The organism is Cellulomonas septica, assembly GCF_012396155.1.
Taxonomy (GTDB): Bacteria; Actinomycetota; Actinomycetes; order Actinomycetales; family Cellulomonadaceae; genus Cellulomonas; species Cellulomonas septica.
In genome coordinates, this window is record NZ_JAAXOY010000010.1 from 1 (window position 1) to 17,359 (window position 17,359).

Consider the following 17,359-nt stretch of genomic DNA (forward strand, 5'->3'; position numbering starts at 1 on the left):
ACGCAGCCGCGGACGGCGTCGATGCGGTCGTCGGGGGTCGTCACGCGGGGCTGCACCGGGAGCGAGAGGCGCACCTCGTCGCCCACCGCGAACGCCCGGCGGACCGTCGCGACACCGCCGTCGACGGGCCCGCCGTCGAGCGTCGCCGCGCCCACGGCCCACGACGGCACGCGCAGCGACAGGGCCACCTCACCGGGCGGTGCCTGCGTCACGCGGACCACGACGTCGCCGTCGTGCGGGTAGCCCGTCGCGACCTCGAGGCCGATCGCGCGGCCGTCGCCCAGCGTCGTCGCGATGCGCGCCGGTGCGTACTGGTGCAGCTGCACGCCGTCCTCGGACACGGTCGCGAGGTACGCGCCGAGCGACGCGAACGTGCGGGCCACGTTGGTCGGGCAGCACGACACCTCGAACCAGGGCGCACGCAGCCGCGACAGGGCCCGCGCGCTGACCTCGTCGGGGTCCGCCGCCGAGCCGGGGACCCGCTTGTGCAGCGGGTTCGTGTAGAAGAACGCCTGACCGTCCTCGGCGGGCGAGGTCGCGACGACGTTGAACAGCGTCCGCTCGACCACGTCGCCCCAGTGCGCGTCGCCCGTCGCGAGCAGCAGCCGCCACGCGACCATGACCGATGCGACGCCCGCGCACGTCTCGCAGTACGCGCGGTCCGGCGGCAGCTCGTGGTCGTCGCCGAACGCCTCGTCCTGGTGGTGCGACCCCATGCCCCCCGTCAGGTACGTCCGGCGCGCGAGCGTGCGCTCGTACTGGTCGCGCACGACGTCGAGCAGCGTCTCGTCGCCCGTCTCGACCGCGACGTCGACCGCGCCCGCGGCCAGGTAGAGCGCGCGCACCGCGTGCCCGCGCAGCACCGTGGCGTCACGGACGGGCACGTCGTCCTGGTAGTACTCGCGGCCGTACTCGATGTCGGGCAGCGTGCCGTGGCCGCGACGCTCGACGAACAGTGCGGCCTGGTCCAGGTAGCGCCGCTCCCCCGTCGCGCGGGCGAGCTCGACGAGCGCGACCTCGATCTCCGGGTGACCGCACACGCCGTCGCGGCCGGCGGGCCCGAACTCGGCGCACACGTGGTCGGCGGCGCGGCGGGCGATCGCGACGAGCTCGTCGTCGTGCCCCGTCCGCAGCCGCGCGACCGCGGCCTGGATCAGGTGCCCGTAGCAGTACAGCTCGTGACCCCAGGCGAGGTCGGAGTACCGCGGCGCCTGGCCGGGCCGTCCGAACTTCGTGCTCAGGTAGCCGTCCGGCTCCTGCACGCGGCCGATCAGCGCGGACAGCTCGACGATGCGGGCCTCGAGCGCGGGGTCGCCGGTGCGGCCGACCTCCCACGCCATCGCCTCGATCATCTTGTAGACGTCCGAGTCGGAGAACTCGCGGCCCGTGCGCTGCTGCACGATCGTGCCGTCGAGCGCGTGCCGGAAGTTGTCGATCCAGCCGACGCGCGTCTCCCACGTGTCGCAGTGCCGGATCGACGCCTCGCCGTTGACGCGCTGGCGCTCGGCCCAGAAGCCCCCGGTGATTGCGACCTCGTCGAGTCCGAGCGGTCGCAGGGCCCCCGTCGAGGGCAGCACGGGCGCGGGACGGATGGTGGTGGTGTTGTTCACGAGCGAGGTCATCCCTTCAGCGCGCCCGACATGAATCCGTTGACGTAGTGCCGCTGGAGCACGAGGAAGAGGACGATGCACGGGATCGTCAGCACGACGACGCCGGCCTGCGTGGCGCCGTAGTCGATGACGCCCATGACCTGCTGGCGCATGTTGACCAGCGCCAGCGGCAGCGGCTGGTTCTCGCCCCCCACGAGGTACAGCGGCACCATGAAGTCGTTCCACGCGGCGAGGAACGCGAACAGCCCGATGGTGATGAGGCCCGGCTTGACCGCCGGGAGCAGCACGCGCCGCAGCGCGCCGAAGGAGCCGCAGCCGTCGACGAGGGCCGCCTCCTCCATCTCCTTGGGCACCGACTCGAACGAGATGCGCATCATGAACATCGCGAACGGCAGCTGGAACACGGCGAGCACGAGGCCGACGCCGACGAGCGAGTTGTTGAGGCCGATGTCCTTCAGCCAGATGACGAGCGGGACCAGCAGCGTCGCGTACGGGACCATGAGGATCGACAGGACGAGCAGGAACAGCGCGTCCTTGCCGGGGAAGGTGAACCGCGCGAACGCGTACCCGCCCAGGGTCGCCGCGACGAGCGTCGTGACGACCGCGACGAGCGTGATGACGAGCGAGTTGCCCAGGTAGTGGCCGAGGCCGGCCTGGTAATTCAGCAGCGTCTCGTAGTTGCCGAGGCCGTAGCCGTCCACCTGCGCCGAGCCCGGCTGCGGCGACACCGACGACACGGCGGTCCAGATCATCGGGTACAGGAACAGGATGGCCAGGCCACCGGTCAGCACCCAGTAGGGCGTGCGTCCGAGCACGCGGGGCAGCGTCTTCATCGTCGGGCCTCCCTCACTCGTCCGGCGAGCGCCGCAGCGCCTTGAGCTGGACGACGTTGATGACGACGAGGGCGAGCAGCACGAGCACGGACAGCGCGGCGGCCATCCCGAGGTCGCGCTTGGACTCGAACGCGAGGTTGTAGACGAGCTGGACGACGGTCATGGTGGCGCCGTCCGGTCCGCCCTTCGTCAGGATGTAGAACTGGTCGAACGCGAGCAGCGACCCGGTGACGCACAGGATCGTGGCGAGCGCGAGCGACGGCTTGAGCAGCGGCAGCGTGATCTTGCGGAACACCTGCCACGTGTTGGCGCCGTCCATGCGGGCCGACTCGTAGACCTCCTGGCCGATGCCCTGCAGCCCCACGAGCAGCAGCAGCATGTAGAACCCCGCGAAGCGCCAGACGATGAGGATCACCGTCCCCCAGAGCGCACCGTCGGCGGTGCCGAGGATGTTGACCGACCCGTTGCCGATGCCGAACCGCGCGAGGAAGTCCGACATGGGCCCGACCTGCGGCGAGTACAGCGCGTAGAACAGCAGCGACGCCGACGCGAGCCCGAGGGCCGTGGGCAGCAGGAACGACGTGCGCAGCACGCCGCTCCACCGGCTGCTCTCCTGCACCAGCAGCGCGAGCCCGAGGCCCAGGCCGATGAGGAGCACGGTCGCGATCACCGTGTACTTCAGCGTGAAGACGACGGCCGGCCAGAACATGCGGTGGTCGAGGACCTCCGTGTAGTTCTCCGGGAAGTTGGTGCCGTCGTTGCCCGCGAGGAGCGACCAGTCCGACGCGGACATGATCAGGACGAGGACGAGCGGGACGACGAACAGGACCGCGACGAGCACGGCGGTCGGGCTTGCGTAGAGCCAGCCCATCAGGGGCCCGTGCGAGCGGTTGGCCCGCGGGCGGTGGCGGTGCGGGGGTGACGACGAGGGTCCCGCGTCGGGCGGACGGGTCGTGACGGTGGTCATGCGTGGCTCCGGGGTCGCGCCCGTCGTGGCGGGCTCGCGGGTGAGACGAGGTCGGGCGGCGGCGGGCTGCCTGCCGAGCGGACGGGGCCGGGCCCGCCGCCGCCCTGGTCTCACTGGTCGAGGACCGCCGTGACGGCGTCGTTGTCCTCGTCGACCGTGCCGGTCTTGTCGAAGGTCGCGTTGCGGAACAGCGTGACCCACGGGCTGCCGGACGCGTTGAACGCCTCCGAGAAGTACTCGGCGACCGGTGTGCGGCCGTTCTCGGCGAGCTTGTTCATCGTGAGGGCGAGCGGGTCCTCCTGCGCGTACTGGTTGTCGAGCAGGCTGTTGCGGCCGGGGACCTCGCCGTTCTTCGCGACGACCTCGAGCTGGGTGTCGTCGGACATCATCCAGGCGAGGAAGTTCCACGCCTGCGCGACGTGCTCGGAGTCCTTCGAGACGCCCATCGCGTCGCCGCCGAGGAACGTCGACTGGCCGCCGTCGATCCCGGGGATGCCGGTGACACCGACGTCGATGCCGGCCTCCTGGGCCGCGTAGACCGCGGTGTTCGGGTACTGCATGACGCCGACCTCGCCGTTCGAGAACGGGGCGGTCCACGTCGCGCCGGTCTCCTCCTTCGAGCCCGCACCCACCGCACCCGCGTCGTTCAGCCGCGCGTAGGTGTCGTAGACCTCCTTCGCGGTGTCCGACGCGAGCAGCGACTCCTTGCCGTCGTCGGAGAGCACCTCGTCGCCCGACGCCCAGATGGTCGGGAACCACGTGAAGACGAGGCAGCCGCCGCAGTTGCCGCCGTAGTACGTGCCGGAGACGCCGGGCTTGTCGAGCGCCTGGACGGCCTTCGCCTGCTCCTCGAACTCGGCGAACGTGGTCGGGCCCTTCTCCGGGTCGAGGCCGGCCTCGGCGTACAGCGCCTTGTTCCACACCATCACGGAGATGTCGGTGACGAACGGGACGGTGTGCTTGGCGCCGTCGGCGTCGGTGCCCGCGTCGACGTGGCCCTGCGTGATGTCGTCGGCGTAGTCGAGGCCGTCGATGTTCTCGGTCAGGTCCGTGAACAGGCCGTTCGAGACCCAGTACGGCAGGCGGACGACGTCGCCCGCGAGCAGGTCGGGCAGCTCGTCGTTCGTGGCGGCCGCACCGACCTTCCCCTCCATGTCGTCGTTGGGGATGATCTCGAGCTCCACCTGGTTCTCGTGCGACGCGTTGTACGCCTCGACCAGGGCCTTGGCCTGCCGCTCGAGCGGCGCGCGCGTCCACATGGTGAGGCTGGTGCCGTCGTCGACGCCGTCGGGCCCGACGGACTCGGCCGGGGCGTTGCCGCCCCCGTCGTCGTCACCGCTGCTGCAGGCTGCCAGGCTCGTCAGCGCCAGACCGGCGACGGCCAGCAGGGCAGCTCCTCGTGCTGTGCGCGATCGGGACAACCGCTTGCTCATCGTGCTCTCCTCGGACTTCATCGTCGAAGCGAACTGCGGGCGTCCCCCGTCGGGCGCCCGTGGGCTGAGGGTCTGCCGAAACCCTTTTCGGCAACGTAGCGGTCGCTGTCTCGGCACGTCAAGGGCTCCCTTCCGCGCGTCCAGCCGGTACGATCCCGAAAGACGACGGCGTCCAGCCCCGTCACTTTCGTTCTCGCGGGGGATGAACATGCAGACGACAACGGGGAACACGCGGAAGCCACCGACCCTCGCGGACGTGGCCAAGCTCGCCGGGGTGTCGCTCGCGACGGCCTCCAAGTCGCTCAACGGGCGGCAGCAGGTCAAGGCCGAAACCCGTGAGAGAGTCCTTTCAGCCGCCGAGCAGCTGAACTTCTCCCCCAACGTCCTCGCCCGGCACCTGCTGTCCGGGCGGTCCGGGACGATCGGCCTCGTCACGCACGACCTCGAGGGCCGGTTCTCCATCCCGACGCTCATGGGCGCCGAGGACGCCGCCGGCACCGGCAAGACGTCCGTGCTCCTGTGCGACGCGCGTGGCGACGCCCTGCGCGAGCAGTACCACGTGCAGGCGCTGCTCGGCCGGCGCGTCGACGGGCTCATCGTCGTGGGCGCGCGCCCCGACCCGCGCCCGTCGCTCGGCCAGCTGCCCGTGCCCGTCGTGTACGCCTACGCGCCGTCGCAGGACCCCGCCGACATGTCCGTCGTCACCGACAACGTGCAGGGCGGGCGGCTCGTCGCCGAGCACCTGCTGGCCTGCGGGCGGTCGCGCGTCGCGATCGTCACCGGCGACGCCGGGTACGGGGCCGCGCACGACCGGGTCGACGGGGCCACGGCGGTGCTGGCCGAGGCCGGCGTCGAGGTGCTCGGCGGGCCGCTGTACGGCGCCTGGACCGAGGAGTGGGGCCGGACGGCCGCGGGGCTCGTGGTCAACCGGTTCGCCGACGTCGATGCGATCATCAGTGGGTCCGACCAGATCGCCCGCGGGGTCCTCGACACCCTGCGCGAGGCCGGCCGCCGCGTCCCGGAGGACGTCGCGGTCACCGGCCACGACAACTGGGAGATCCTCGCGCTCAACGCGCGCCCGCAGCTCACCAGCATCGACATGAACCTCGAGGAGCTCGGCCGCCGCGCCGCTGCCCTCCTCTTCGACGCCATCGAGGGCGACCCCCACCACGGCACCGAGGTCATCCCGTCCCGCCTGGTCCCCCGCGGGTCGACGGGCCCCAAGCCCGCCTGACCCTCCTCTCGCCGCCCTCCGTCGCCCTCCGCCGTCCGCCGTCCGCCGTCCGCCGTCCGCCGTCCGCCGTCCGCCGTCCGCCGTCGAACGCAACATCAGGCTCATCCGGAGGGCCCGGTGCGAGCCCAACGTTGCGTTCGCCGCCGGAGTGCCGCGGTGACCCGGGTCGACAGGGCCGGAGGACGGGGGGGGCGGCGGGCCCGGACGGCGGGGGCGACGCGGCCGACCGGAGCGCGACGAGGGGTGGCCGCTCCCCCTCGGGCGGCCACCCCTCGTCGGTCACGGGTGGGTCAGGACCACGGCCAGCGCCAGCCGCCGCCCGACCAGGGCCAGTCCCAGCCCTTCTTCGGCGGGAGGACCGGGCCGACGGGGTCGGAGGTGGCCGACGCCGTGACCAGTCCGGTGCCGAAGCCCGTGACCTTGACGGTGACCGACGTCCCCTCCAGCGCTGCGGGCACCTGGAGGCGGTCACCGGTGACGCCGTCGAGGCGGACCCCGTCGGCGAACCAGGTGTAGGCGAGCCGGACGCCCTGCGGCTGCCAGCCCTTCGTCGACGCGGTGAGCGTGTCGCCGACGCGCGCCTTGCCCCTGAGCTCGACCGACCCCGGCACGACGGCCGCGGCGGGCGAGCAGTCGGGGGTGTCGGCGCGGAAGGCCCACGAGACCGTCTGCGGGCCGGCCGGGAAGGCGTACCCGTCGAGCGGCACGGTCGTCAGCGTGACGACCTCGCCCAGAGCCACGGTGACCGTGCCCGTCACCGCGGAGGCGTCGACGCGGTACTCGACGCCCTCGACGGTCGGCACGGCGACCGACCCGTCGCCCGGATCGCCGTCGGTGCAGACGGGACCGGTGTAGACGGGAGCGGCGGGCGTGACTACGACGTCCTCGACCGGGCAGTCGGGGGCGACGAACTGGTGCTCCCACTCGGTCCTCGCACCGTCGGCCAGCGTGTACCCGTCGGCGGCGCGGGCCGTGACGACGACCGCCGCGTCGGCCGCGACCTCGACGGTGCCGGTCACGTCGGTGCCGTCGATCGCGTAGACCACGCCCTCGACGTCCGGGATCACGACCGACGCCGTCTCCGGGTCCCCGTCCGTGCAGACCTCGGACGGGGTGAACGTCGGTGCGGCCGGCGTGACGACACCCGCCTCCTCGGCGACCCCGACCTGCCACTCGTGGATCCCGACGGACCCCTGCCCGGCGGCGGCGCCCCAGGACTGCGCGACGATCCGCAGCGCGCGCGTCGTGACGGCGTCGAACCCGACCGGCACGAAGCCGGTCGACGTGCGGGCGTACGACCCGGACGTCAGCGCGACCTCCCGCCAGGTCACCCCGTCAGCGTCCAGGTACTGCAGCACCCACGACCTCGGCGCGATCAGCCCCTCGTTCTGCGCGTCGGGGACGTTCTGGTACCACCAGACGTTCGCGCGGTCGACGGTGACGTCGAAGTCCCACGTGAGCTGCGCCCACTGCTCGCCGACACGGTCCCATGTGCCCCACGACGCGCCGTACTTCGACGCGTCGTCCTCGCCCCAGGCGGTGGTGCCGTCGTTCATGCCGGCGACGTCCTCCCACCCGGAGGTGAAGGAGGCCGACGCCGCCGCGTACGGCGCGACGTTGCCGGTGAGCGACGCGCCGTCGCCGAGCGGGATGCTGACCGTGCTCGTCGCGGTGTTGCCCGCGCGGTCACGGGCACGGACGACGAGCTCGTGCGGGAGCATGTCGGGCGCCTCGACGACGGCCCCGTCGGCCGCCGTGACCCAGTCGCCCGTGCCATCGAACCGGTACTCGACCGCTGCCACCCCGGACAGGGTGTCGGTGGCGCCGACGGTGACCGCCCGGGTGGCGGGGTCCAGCACGGCCGTGACCGCCGGGGCCCCGGTGTCGACCTTCACGGCCCGGCTGACCTCCGAGGACGTGTTGCCCGCCGCGTCGGTGGCCCGGCCGCTCACGACCGTCTCCCCCTGGGCCGACACGGGCACGTCGACGTGGCGGGCGTCCGCCGTCGGGGTCCACGCGCCGTCGCCGACGCGCGTCTCGATCGTCGTGAGGTACGACGTGTCGTCGTCGGCGGCCACCCGGACGGTGACCGGCGACGAGAACCACCCGTCCTCGCCGGAGGTGCCGGACGCCGATACCGAGACGACGGGCGCTGTCGTGTCGTCGCCGCCCGGGTCGACGGTCCCGCCGACGTGGACGGTCGCCACCACGTAGCCGCCGGCCTGCCCGAGCGCGCGCCCCTCGACGGTGAAGGTCCCCTCGGCGGCGTAGTCCGCCGGGTCGACGGGCCGCCAGTTGACCGGCACCCACGCGGACTCCTCGCCGTAGGACGCACGGATCGCGGCGGGCAGCTCCGGCGCGGTGCCGACGGGCGTCGCGACGGTCGCGGACGGCAGCGCGTCGGCCGCGACCGCGTACACCTCCCACTCGGACACGGACACCGAGTGCACGTACGGCCCCTCGTCGAGCCCGCGGAACGTCGCGCGCAGCGCGGTCGTGGAGACCTCGTCGAACGTGACCGTGTGCCAGGTGTCGGTGGCCGTCGGGTACGACGCCCCCGTCACCGGCTGCCACGCGCCTGCGGGGTCGAGGTACTCCACGATCCACGAGGACGGCTGACGGATCCAGTTGCCGTCACGGTGGAACTCGATCCCCACCGACCCGGTCCGCACGGGTGCGTCCCACGTGTACTGCACCCAGTCCGACGGGTGCGACGACGTCGTGCCGCGGTAGTTGCCCCACTGGTCGGGCGGCAGCAGCGCGGTGGTCCGGCGGAAGCCGTCGTTGACGGCGCCGAGCCGCATGGGCGGCTGCTCGGTGAACGACGCCGACGCGGACGCCGCGAGCGCGACGTTGTCCGTCAGCCGGAAGTCGGGGTCGTCGGCGAGCGTCTGCTGCACCGGCAGGATCCGGTCACCTTCCCAGCGCACCTCGTCGATCGCCACGGACCGGCGGAAGTGGCCGCCGCCCACGGCGTCCTTGGTGTGGTACGTGATCCACCAGCGGCCGTCGTGCTCGACGATCGACGGGTGCACGGTCGTCGCGGACGTGCCGCCGAGGATGATCCCCTGGTAGGTCCACGGGCCGAGCGCCGACGGCGCCGTCGCGTAGGCGATGCACGCCTGGTAGTTCGAGGGCGTGCACTCCGACCCGCCCTGCTTCCAGTCGTACGCCAGGTAGTAGGTGCCCTCGCGCTCGAACACCCACGGCGCCTCGAAGAACCCGGTGAGCCCGGGGATCGTCCGGATCGACCCAGCCAGCGCCGTCATCGACGGGTCCAGCTCGACCACCCGCGCGACCGACCACGAGCCCCAGTACAGGTAGACGGACCCGTCGGTGTCGGTGAAGACGTGCGGGTCGATGACCTCCTGTCCGGTGGTCGACGAACCGAAGACGTCGGTCCAGGTCAGCAGTGGTGCGCCGACCGCGTCGGTCCACGGCCCGACAGGCGAGTCGGAGACGGCGACGCCGATCGCCATGCGGTTGGGCACAGCCGTGTTCTCCCACTGCACAGGCGCGTACCAGTAGAACTTCCCGTCGGCGCCGATCGTGACCTGGCCCGCGAACGCCGCATCCCCGGTGGCCCACGCGAAGACCTCGTCGGGGTCCAGGTTGTCGGCGTAGAGGTCCCAGTCGCCCGACGTCGGGTCGTCGGTCGCGAAGACCTGGTAGTCGTGCATCTCGAACCCGGCCTGCTGCTCGGCGGCCTCGTCGTGCCCGGCGTACACGTAGAGCGTGCCGTCGACCGACAGCGGGGCCGCGTCGGCGGAGTAGGACGAGCCGTCACCGAGGATCGGGTTGCCTTCGGTGTGGAAGGACCGGGTCGGGGCGGGCGGGTCCGCCGCGACGGCGGCCGACGGCCAGGCCGCCACCGCCGTCGCGATGAGGGCCCCGGCCAGCGCGGCGGCGACGGACCTGCGTGTCGTCTGGTGCGTGGTCATGGTCAACGTCCCACCTTGATGCCGTCGGAGGTGCGGGTGCTCGGGGTGTAGCCGTCCTTGGTGCCGGTCACCTCGACGGTGAGCACGGACCCGCGGTCGGCGGTGCGCACGAGGTACACGGGCGCGGTCGCGCCCTTCACGGGCTCGCCGTCGACGAACCACTGGTACGACAGGTGCACCGGGAACGGCCCCCACACCCCGTGCACCGCGGTCACGACCGACAGCGGCCGGGCGGACCCCGCGATGCGGACGTCGCGGGCCGTGAGCGTGCCGGCCTGCACCGTGGTCGGCGGCGACGAGGCCCAGGTCGACGGTTCGTGCCCGGCGGCGCTGCCGCGGACCTCGACCGTCAGGACCGTGCCGGCGGCCGACGCGGGCACCTTCCAGCTGCTCGACGTCGCGCCCTTCACGACGGTCCCGTCGAGCAGCCAGCGGTACTCGAGCTTCACGCCGGCCGCCCAGGCCGAGGTCTGCGCCCGCACGGTGCTGCCGACGACCGCCGTGCCGGTGATCGTGACCGTCCCGGCCTGCACGGTCGGCTTCACGACGGCCGCGGTCGGCGACGACGTGAGGGAGACGCTCTCCCAGCCCTCCAGGTACCCGGTGACCTCGACGGTGACGGTCTTGCCGAGGTCCTTCTGCACCGGCGTGTACTCGGCCCCGGTGGCACCGCGGACGGTCTTGCCGCCCACCGACCACTGGTACGCGAGCTCGACGCCCTCAGGCCCCCAGCCGGCGGTCTGCGCGAGCAGCACCTGCCCGACCGTCGGCACCCCGACGACCTCGACGGTCCCGGCGGTGACGACGGCCTGCCCGGGCCCGGCGACGACGGTGAGCGGCGCCTCGACGACGGACTCCCCGGCGACCGCGCGGACCGTGTACGCACCGCCCGCCAGGTCGCGCGGCAGCGGGGCCGTGCGCAGCGTGCCCGCGCCCTGGGCGTCGGTCGTGAGCGTGCCGAGCGCGACCGCCCCCGGCTCGACCGTGACCGCGTACGCGGTGCCCGGCGTCCCCCCGGTGAGCGTCACGTCGAACGCGTCCCCGGCGGTCACAGGGTCGGTCGGGGCGGTGAGGACCGTCGCCGCGACGGGCGCGCTCAGGACCTCCCACTCGACGATGCCCACCCACCCGGTCGGCGGCTTCGTGAGCGTCGCGCGCAGCGCCGTCGTGGTGACCGGGGCGTGCGTGAGGGTGTCGAACTGGCCGACGGTCGTCGTGTACGGCGACGCGTCCGGGACCGGCGCCCAGGTGACGCCGTCGTCGAGCAGGTACTCGAGCGTCCACGACGCGGGGGCGCGCATGCCGCCGCCGTCGTCGAAGAACAGCAGCCGGCTGGTGTCCGTCGTGACCGGCGTGGGCCAGTCGAGACGCGCCCACTGCGTGTCGCCCGCGATGTTCCACGTGCCCCAGGCGGAGGCCTGCGACGTGACGGGGTGGTTCGCGACGCCGTCGGTGATGCCGGCGGCGCGGTTCCACGTCGTCGTGGCGGAGACGCTCACGGCCGCGTTGGGCGCGATGTTGACGGGCGCGTCCGGGTCCGGCGGCGGCACCGCCAGCGAACCGACGGCCGAGACGTTGCCCGCGCGGTCGGTCGACCGGTACTCGACGGTCGCCGCGGTGGCGATCGTCGCGCCCGTGCCGTACGCCGTCCACGCACCGCCGTCGACGCGGTACTCGGTCGACGCCACGCCCGAGCCGGTCTCGGTCGTCGCCAGGGTGAGGCGGCGCCGGGACTCGTCGAAGGACGCGGTGACGACGGGTGCCGTGCCGTCGATGTCGACCGCGACGGACTGCACGGGCGAGACGAGCCCGCCGGAGTCCGTGGCGCGGCCGCGGACGGTGTGCCGTCCGTCGCCGCTGACCGTGATCGGTCCGGTCACGGCGGTCCAGGCACCCCCGTCGACCTGCGCCTCGACCGTCGGCGACGGGTCGGTGTCGTCGGTCGCGGTGACCGTGACGTCGACCGGGCCGGTGAACCAGCCGGACGCCGGACGCTCGGGGTCGGTGGTCAGCGTGACCACCGGGGCCTGCGGCGCGCCGGACGTCACGGTGACCACGGCGGTCGGTCGCTTGTCGGTGCCCGCCACCGCACCTTCGACCGTGAACTCCCCAGGAGAGGCGTAGGACGACGGGTCCACCGCGTCCCACGTGACCGGCAGCGACGCCTCGGACCCGTCGTTGTACGTCGCGACGACGCGGGCCGGCAGCACCGGGGCCGTCCCGGCGACCGTGGTCACCGCGGCGGGCTCGAAGGTGTTGATCTGCACGGCGTCGGTCGGCCGGACGAAGACGGTCGCGCGGGCCAGCTTCGCGGTGCCCGCGACGAAGCCCGGGACGGTGAACTCGCCCTGCGCGGCGTACGCGTCGGCGGGCACGTCCTGCCAGTCGACCGCCCGCTCGACGCGGGAGCCGTCGGCGAAGACGACCTCCACCGCGGGCGGCAGGACCGGCGCGACGCCGACGAGCGTCCGGACGGACACGTCCTCGACCGCGACGGGCTCCTCCGCGAGCGCCTGCCACTCGATGATGCCGGGGTACGACGACCCGTCGCGGACGAGCGTCGCGCGCAGCGACGTGGTCGTGACCGACCCGTGCGTCACGGCGTTGAACGTCCCGTCCTCGGTCGGGTAGCCGCTCGGGTCGGGCACCGGCTGCCACGAGCCGTCGGCCGCCAGGTACTCGAGCGTCCACGACGACGGCGGCAGCACGCCGCCCGGGTCGCGGTTGGAGTGGAACAGGATCCGCGACTCGTCGACCCGCACGGGCTCGGGCCAGGTGAGCCGGGCCCAGTACGTGTTGCCCGCACCCGCGGCGGTGCCCCACGTGCCCCACGCGTCGGACTCGGCGGCGACCGGGTAGGACGCGAGGCCGTCGTTGATCGCGGCGACGCGGTTCCACCCGGTGACGGCGGACGCGGACGCGGTGGCGTCGGGCGCGACGTTGGTCTTGGCGGTGCCGCTGACCTCGGCGTCGACGGTGACGTCACGGCTCGTCGAGAGCTCGCCGTCGGACGCCGTCAGGCGCAGGACGTACCGGCCCGACGTGTCGAACTGCACGACGGTCGTGGCCTGCGCGGGCGACGCGACGACGGCCTGCGCCCCTTCGGGCGCGCTCACGACCGTCCACGCCGACGTGAGCGTGCCGGACGGCTGCGCGTCGTCGGACACCGTCCCGACCAGGCGGACCTGGGCGGGCTGGTCGAACGTCGGGTCCTGGTACACGGTGACCTTCGGCGCGGCGTTCGTCGACGGCGGCGCCTCGACGCCCGTCGCGAAGGCCTGGACCTCCTTGACGCCCGTCCGGAAGCCCGCGGCGTGCTGGACGGTCACGCGCAGCGCGTCGGCCTGCACCTCCGGGAACTGCACGCGGTTGAGGTTCGCCGTCGAGTAGACGGGCGACCTGGCCTGCCCGGGGACCGGGTGCCAGCCGCCGGCGTCGCGGTACTCGACCGTGAACAGCTCCGGCGCCGCGTAGCCCTGGACGGTCGCGCTCGACGACGAACGGTAGAAGTAGACGCGCACGTCGTCGACGGCCTGCGTGCCGTCGAGCGCGACCTCGATCGAGTCGGTCGCGTTCGGCGAGCCCGCGGTCCCCCAGAAGGGCTCGTTGACGGTCGTGCCGTCGACGGCCCCCTCGGGCACGCGGCCGGCGGCCGAGAAGGACGCGGTGACCGGGCGGCCCGCGGCGAGGTTCGCCGAGCCCGTCGACTCCGTGGCGATGTCCGTGCCCGCCTTGGCGAACACGTCGACCACGCGGTCACCGTCGGCGAACCGCACGTCGGAGGCCGTCGCGAGGTCGGCGACGTTCGCGGTCACGACGGCCGCGTCGCCCTCGAGCACCTCGACGGACCCCGTGGCCGGGTCGTACACGACGTGCGACAGGTCGTCGACCGTGAACGCGAGCGCGCCGTCGAGGAAGACGGAGTACCCCGCGGGCACGTCGTCGCCGTAGTGGTCGCCCGTCTCGTCCCACGTCACCGTGAGGTCGCGGTCGTGGTACCGGACGTTGTTCGCCGTGAAGTACGGCCAGTCGATGTCGATCGGGTCGAGCTCGATCTTGCCGTCGGCCCGGCTGCGCAGGCCCATCGCGTCCTCGATGACGGTGAAGTTCGTCGCGCCGAGGATCGTGTGGTGGATCCAGGACCGGTAGCCGATCGAGCCGCCGTCGGCCGCGGAGCCGTTCGCCCAGAACTCGTTCTGGTTCGGCAGCCGGTTGTCGCCGCCCTGGTAGTGCGCGAACGCGTTCCAGTAGAGGAGCTGCTTGTACATCTCCGGCGTGACGTAGTCCGTCGGGTAGTCGCGCAGCACCGACGAGAACATGCGGAACAGGACGGTCGAGTTGATGACCGAGAAGTTGTTCGAGCCCTCCTCCGGCGAGTCCGCCTTGTCGACCTGGTTCGCCGTGAAGAACGGGAACACCGGGTACTGGTCGGCGTCGGCGAACAGCCGCAGCGCCTCGGTGTACGGCTGGTCGTAGTCCGGGTCACCGGGCTTCGGCATGAGGCCGACGGTGAACGGGTAGTAGTTGTTGATCTCCTTGTACGGGTTGAGCGTCCCGTCCTGCGTCATGCGGTGCTTGAGCAGGTTCCCGTACAGGCCGACCTGGTCCGGCGTCGTCTGCGCCGGCTCCCACAGGTGCTCGAGGACGGCGGCCTTGACGCGCTCGGCGAGCGCCTCCATGTGGTCGGCCTTCTCCGTCTGGCCCGCGACGCGGAAGAACTCCGCCGCGGCCTGGGAGTTCGAGTACAGGTACGCGCTCTCGGTGCGGTCCATGTTGGCGCCGTGCCCGGGCCAGTGGAACGACACCGCGTCGGCGTCGTTGCCCGTCATGGCGCCCCACGAGTACTCGATGAGGTCGTTGCCGTTGCCGTCGTACGCGTCCAGCAGCCCCTCGACGTCGTCCATCGAGTGCTGCCCGAGCGTCGAGCCGATCGCGCCCGGCCCGCCGTGCAGCTCGTAGGCCCGCCACGCGGCCTCGGTGATGTACTGCGTGTACGAGTTCGACCAGTTGGCGGGGTCGCCCGGGTTGTCGACGAACTTCCCGCGCTTCGACGTCTCGCCGACCGCGAGCGCCGGCCCGTACGCGTACGTCGGGTCGCGGAAGTACTTGAGGTCGTCGACGAACATGCCGACCGTCAGCACGATCGCGTTGTTGTAGCCGAGCACGCCCTCCATCGACGTCGGGAACTGGTAGTCGTTCCCCGGGATGTCCGCGTCGAGGTAGTTGAACCGCATGAGCCACCAGCGGTACAGGAGCGTCTTGTCGATGTTGTCCTCGGGCGTGTCGAGGTACGGGATGTTGTCGGCCCACCACCGGTTGTAGGCGGTGACGTGCGTCGTGAACGCCTCGGCCGGGCTCGCGGCGCGGTAGGCGGCGTACTCGGCGGCCGACGACGGCAGCTCGTCGGTGAGCATGCCGAGCTGGAGCTTGGTCGTCGCGGAGCCGCTCGCGGGGACGGTGAGGTCGCGGACCAGCGCGGCGGCGCCCGGGTCGGCGGTGAACCCGTCGCCCGACAGGCGCGGGTGGATCGTCGTGAGGTTGTTGAACGCGCGCACGGTCCCGACGAGCTCGTCGCCCTCGACCGTGCCCGCCTGCGGTGACGTGGCGGAGAGACGGACGGTCCGTGCGGCGCCCGAGGTGTCGGTGACCTGCACGTTCGCGACCATCACGTCCTGGTCGGTGATGAACTTGGTCTGCGTCAGCCGCAGCCCGCCGCCCGTGAACACCGACTGGAAGTACGACGGCGTCTGCCGCCGCTGCGACGCCTGCTCGGTGAGCGTGACGGCCGTGCCGTCGGCCTGGACGGTGAACGTGAACGCCCCGCCGCCGCCCAGCGACTCCCAGTACGCGACGTCGCCGTCCCACCCGAGCCGCGCCGGCTGGTGCGTCTTCATGAACACGGCGCGCCCGCGCGTGAACGCGACGAGGTTCTCGGTGCCGTCGAACGCGGGGCCCGTGCGGGCGAGGGTGCGGTCGACCCAAAAGTCGTTCCCCGGCGTGCTGCCGGCGCCCGCGGCCACGTCGGCGTCGAACACGCGCTGCAGGTAGGGCGACGGCGCGTAGTCGACGCCGGTGGGCGGGACGGGGGTGTCGGAGCCGCGGAACGTCGGGTACCCGAGGCTGCTCTGCGGGGTCTCGTCGCCGGGGACGGCTGCGGCGGCGACGGGGATCAGCCCGACGGCGACGACGGCGAGTGCGGTCAAGGAGGGAACCACGGCACGCCTGCGTGCCACGCGGGAAGATCTCACGTCCGAAACGCCTCTCTACGTTGAGAATGCGAGGTTCCCGGCGAGCGTGACATGGCACGCCATCGGCCCGCAATGGGTTTCGGTGTTTTCGGGATTTTCGGTGACCTCGGTGCAGTGGCGCCGTCGGGCGACGGTGGGACCGGACGCGAGACGGGTCTTGGCGCGCCAGTGAGGCATGGCTAAGTTAGGCACGCCTCAGTCGCCCCAGCCCCGGAGCCCACCGTGCCCCAGATCGCCGTCACCCACGCCCCGAGCGGCCTCGTGCACGCGTCCGTCGTGCGCGCCGAGCGCGTCACCCCGCACATGGTCCGCGTGACCCTGGGCGGCGAGGACCTGCGCCGGTTCGAGTACCGGGGCTTCGACCAGTGGGTCCGGCTCGCCGTCCCCGTGCGCGACGACACCCGGTTCGACAACATGTCCGACCGGTTCGACACCCGCGCCTACCTGCGCTTCCTCACGCTGCCCAAGGCCACGCGTCCCGTGATCCGCAGCTACACGATCCGCGACCACCGCCCCGACGGCCCCGACGGCACGCCCGAGGTCGACATCGACTTCGTGTGCCACGGACCCGTCGGCGTCGGCGGCCCGTGGGCCGAGGCCGTGCAGCCCGGCATCGACGTGGCGTTCATCGACCAGGGCTGCGGGTGGGTGCACGTGCCCGCCGACCGCGTCCTGCTCGTCGCCGACGAGAGCGGCCTGCCCGCGATCGCCGGCATCCTGCGCGACCTCCCCCGCGACACCGTCGGCGACGCGTTCGTCGAGCTCATCGACGCCGCCGACGCCCAGCCCGTCGACGCCCCCGACGGCGTGACCGTCCACTGGCTCCCCCGTACCGGCGGCGAGCCGGTCGGCGACCTCGCCCTCGCCGCGCTGCGCGCGCTCGCGTGGCCCGGCGGCACCGTCGCCGCCTTCGCCGTCGGCGAGTCGCGGCTCGCGACCGGCACCCGGCGGTTCCTCGTCAACGAGCGCGGCGTCCCCAAGACGCACGTCACGTTCTGCGGCTACTGGAAGGCCGGCACGCGCGCCCCGTCCTGAGCCCGCGCCCGGTCGGGATGCGGGTCGCCCGCCTCGCGACGCCGCCCCGGACACGACC

At 72.8% G+C, this 17,359-nt stretch carries 8 protein-coding genes; 2 read left to right on the top strand and 6 right to left on the bottom strand.

Features of this window, described 5'->3' with window-relative positions; genetic code table 11:
- From HGA02_RS01440 to HGA02_RS01455, 4 genes are all read right to left on the bottom strand, one after another.
- Positions 1 to 1,622, bottom strand: a 1,622-nt coding sequence (locus HGA02_RS01440) for a glycoside hydrolase family 127 protein (protein WP_168676806.1), incomplete at its 3' end; no start/stop codon positions are given.
- Entirely contained in the window at positions 1,619 to 2,443 is an 825-nt protein-coding gene (locus HGA02_RS01445; protein WP_168676808.1) for a carbohydrate ABC transporter permease, read from the bottom strand. The genes HGA02_RS01445 and HGA02_RS01440, both read right to left, overlap by 4 nt.
- Before the next feature lie 13 nt (positions 2,444 to 2,456).
- Complete coding sequence (locus HGA02_RS01450) at positions 2,457 to 3,314, bottom strand: carbohydrate ABC transporter permease (protein ID WP_246247288.1); 858 nt, start codon at positions 3,312 to 3,314, stop codon at positions 2,457 to 2,459.
- A gap of 206 nt (positions 3,315 to 3,520) precedes the next feature.
- On the bottom strand, positions 3,521 to 4,864 hold the full coding sequence (locus tag HGA02_RS01455; protein WP_246247291.1) for an ABC transporter substrate-binding protein: 1,344 nt from the start codon (positions 4,862 to 4,864) through the stop codon (positions 3,521 to 3,523).
- A 187-nt stretch (positions 4,865 to 5,051) separates the two neighbouring features.
- On the opposite strand from HGA02_RS01455, the gene HGA02_RS01460 reads away from it, so the two are divergent.
- Positions 5,052 to 6,077 (top strand): LacI family DNA-binding transcriptional regulator, encoded by a 1,026-nt coding sequence (locus HGA02_RS01460; protein ID WP_168676812.1) that lies wholly within the window; start codon positions 5,052 to 5,054, stop codon positions 6,075 to 6,077.
- Between the two features lie 290 nt (positions 6,078 to 6,367).
- Here HGA02_RS01460 and HGA02_RS01465 read toward each other — a convergent pair whose 3' ends face one another.
- On the bottom strand, positions 6,368 to 10,018 hold the full coding sequence (locus HGA02_RS01465) for a family 43 glycosylhydrolase (RefSeq protein ID WP_168676814.1): 3,651 nt from the start codon (positions 10,016 to 10,018) through the stop codon (positions 6,368 to 6,370).
- A 2-nt stretch (positions 10,019 to 10,020) separates the two neighbouring features.
- Positions 10,021 to 16,221 carry an Ig-like domain-containing protein gene (locus HGA02_RS01470; RefSeq protein ID WP_210728020.1) on the bottom strand — a complete coding sequence of 2,067 codons (6,201 nt, stop codon included), beginning with the start codon at positions 16,219 to 16,221 and terminating at the stop codon, positions 10,021 to 10,023.
- Positions 16,222 to 16,488: 267 nt separating this feature from the next.
- Between HGA02_RS01470 and HGA02_RS21555 the strand changes: the two genes are divergently transcribed.
- Positions 16,489 to 17,301, top strand: a complete 813-nt coding sequence (locus HGA02_RS21555) for an SIP domain-containing protein (RefSeq protein WP_168676818.1) — start codon at positions 16,489 to 16,491, stop codon at positions 17,299 to 17,301.
- Positions 17,302 to 17,359 lie beyond the last annotated feature (58 nt).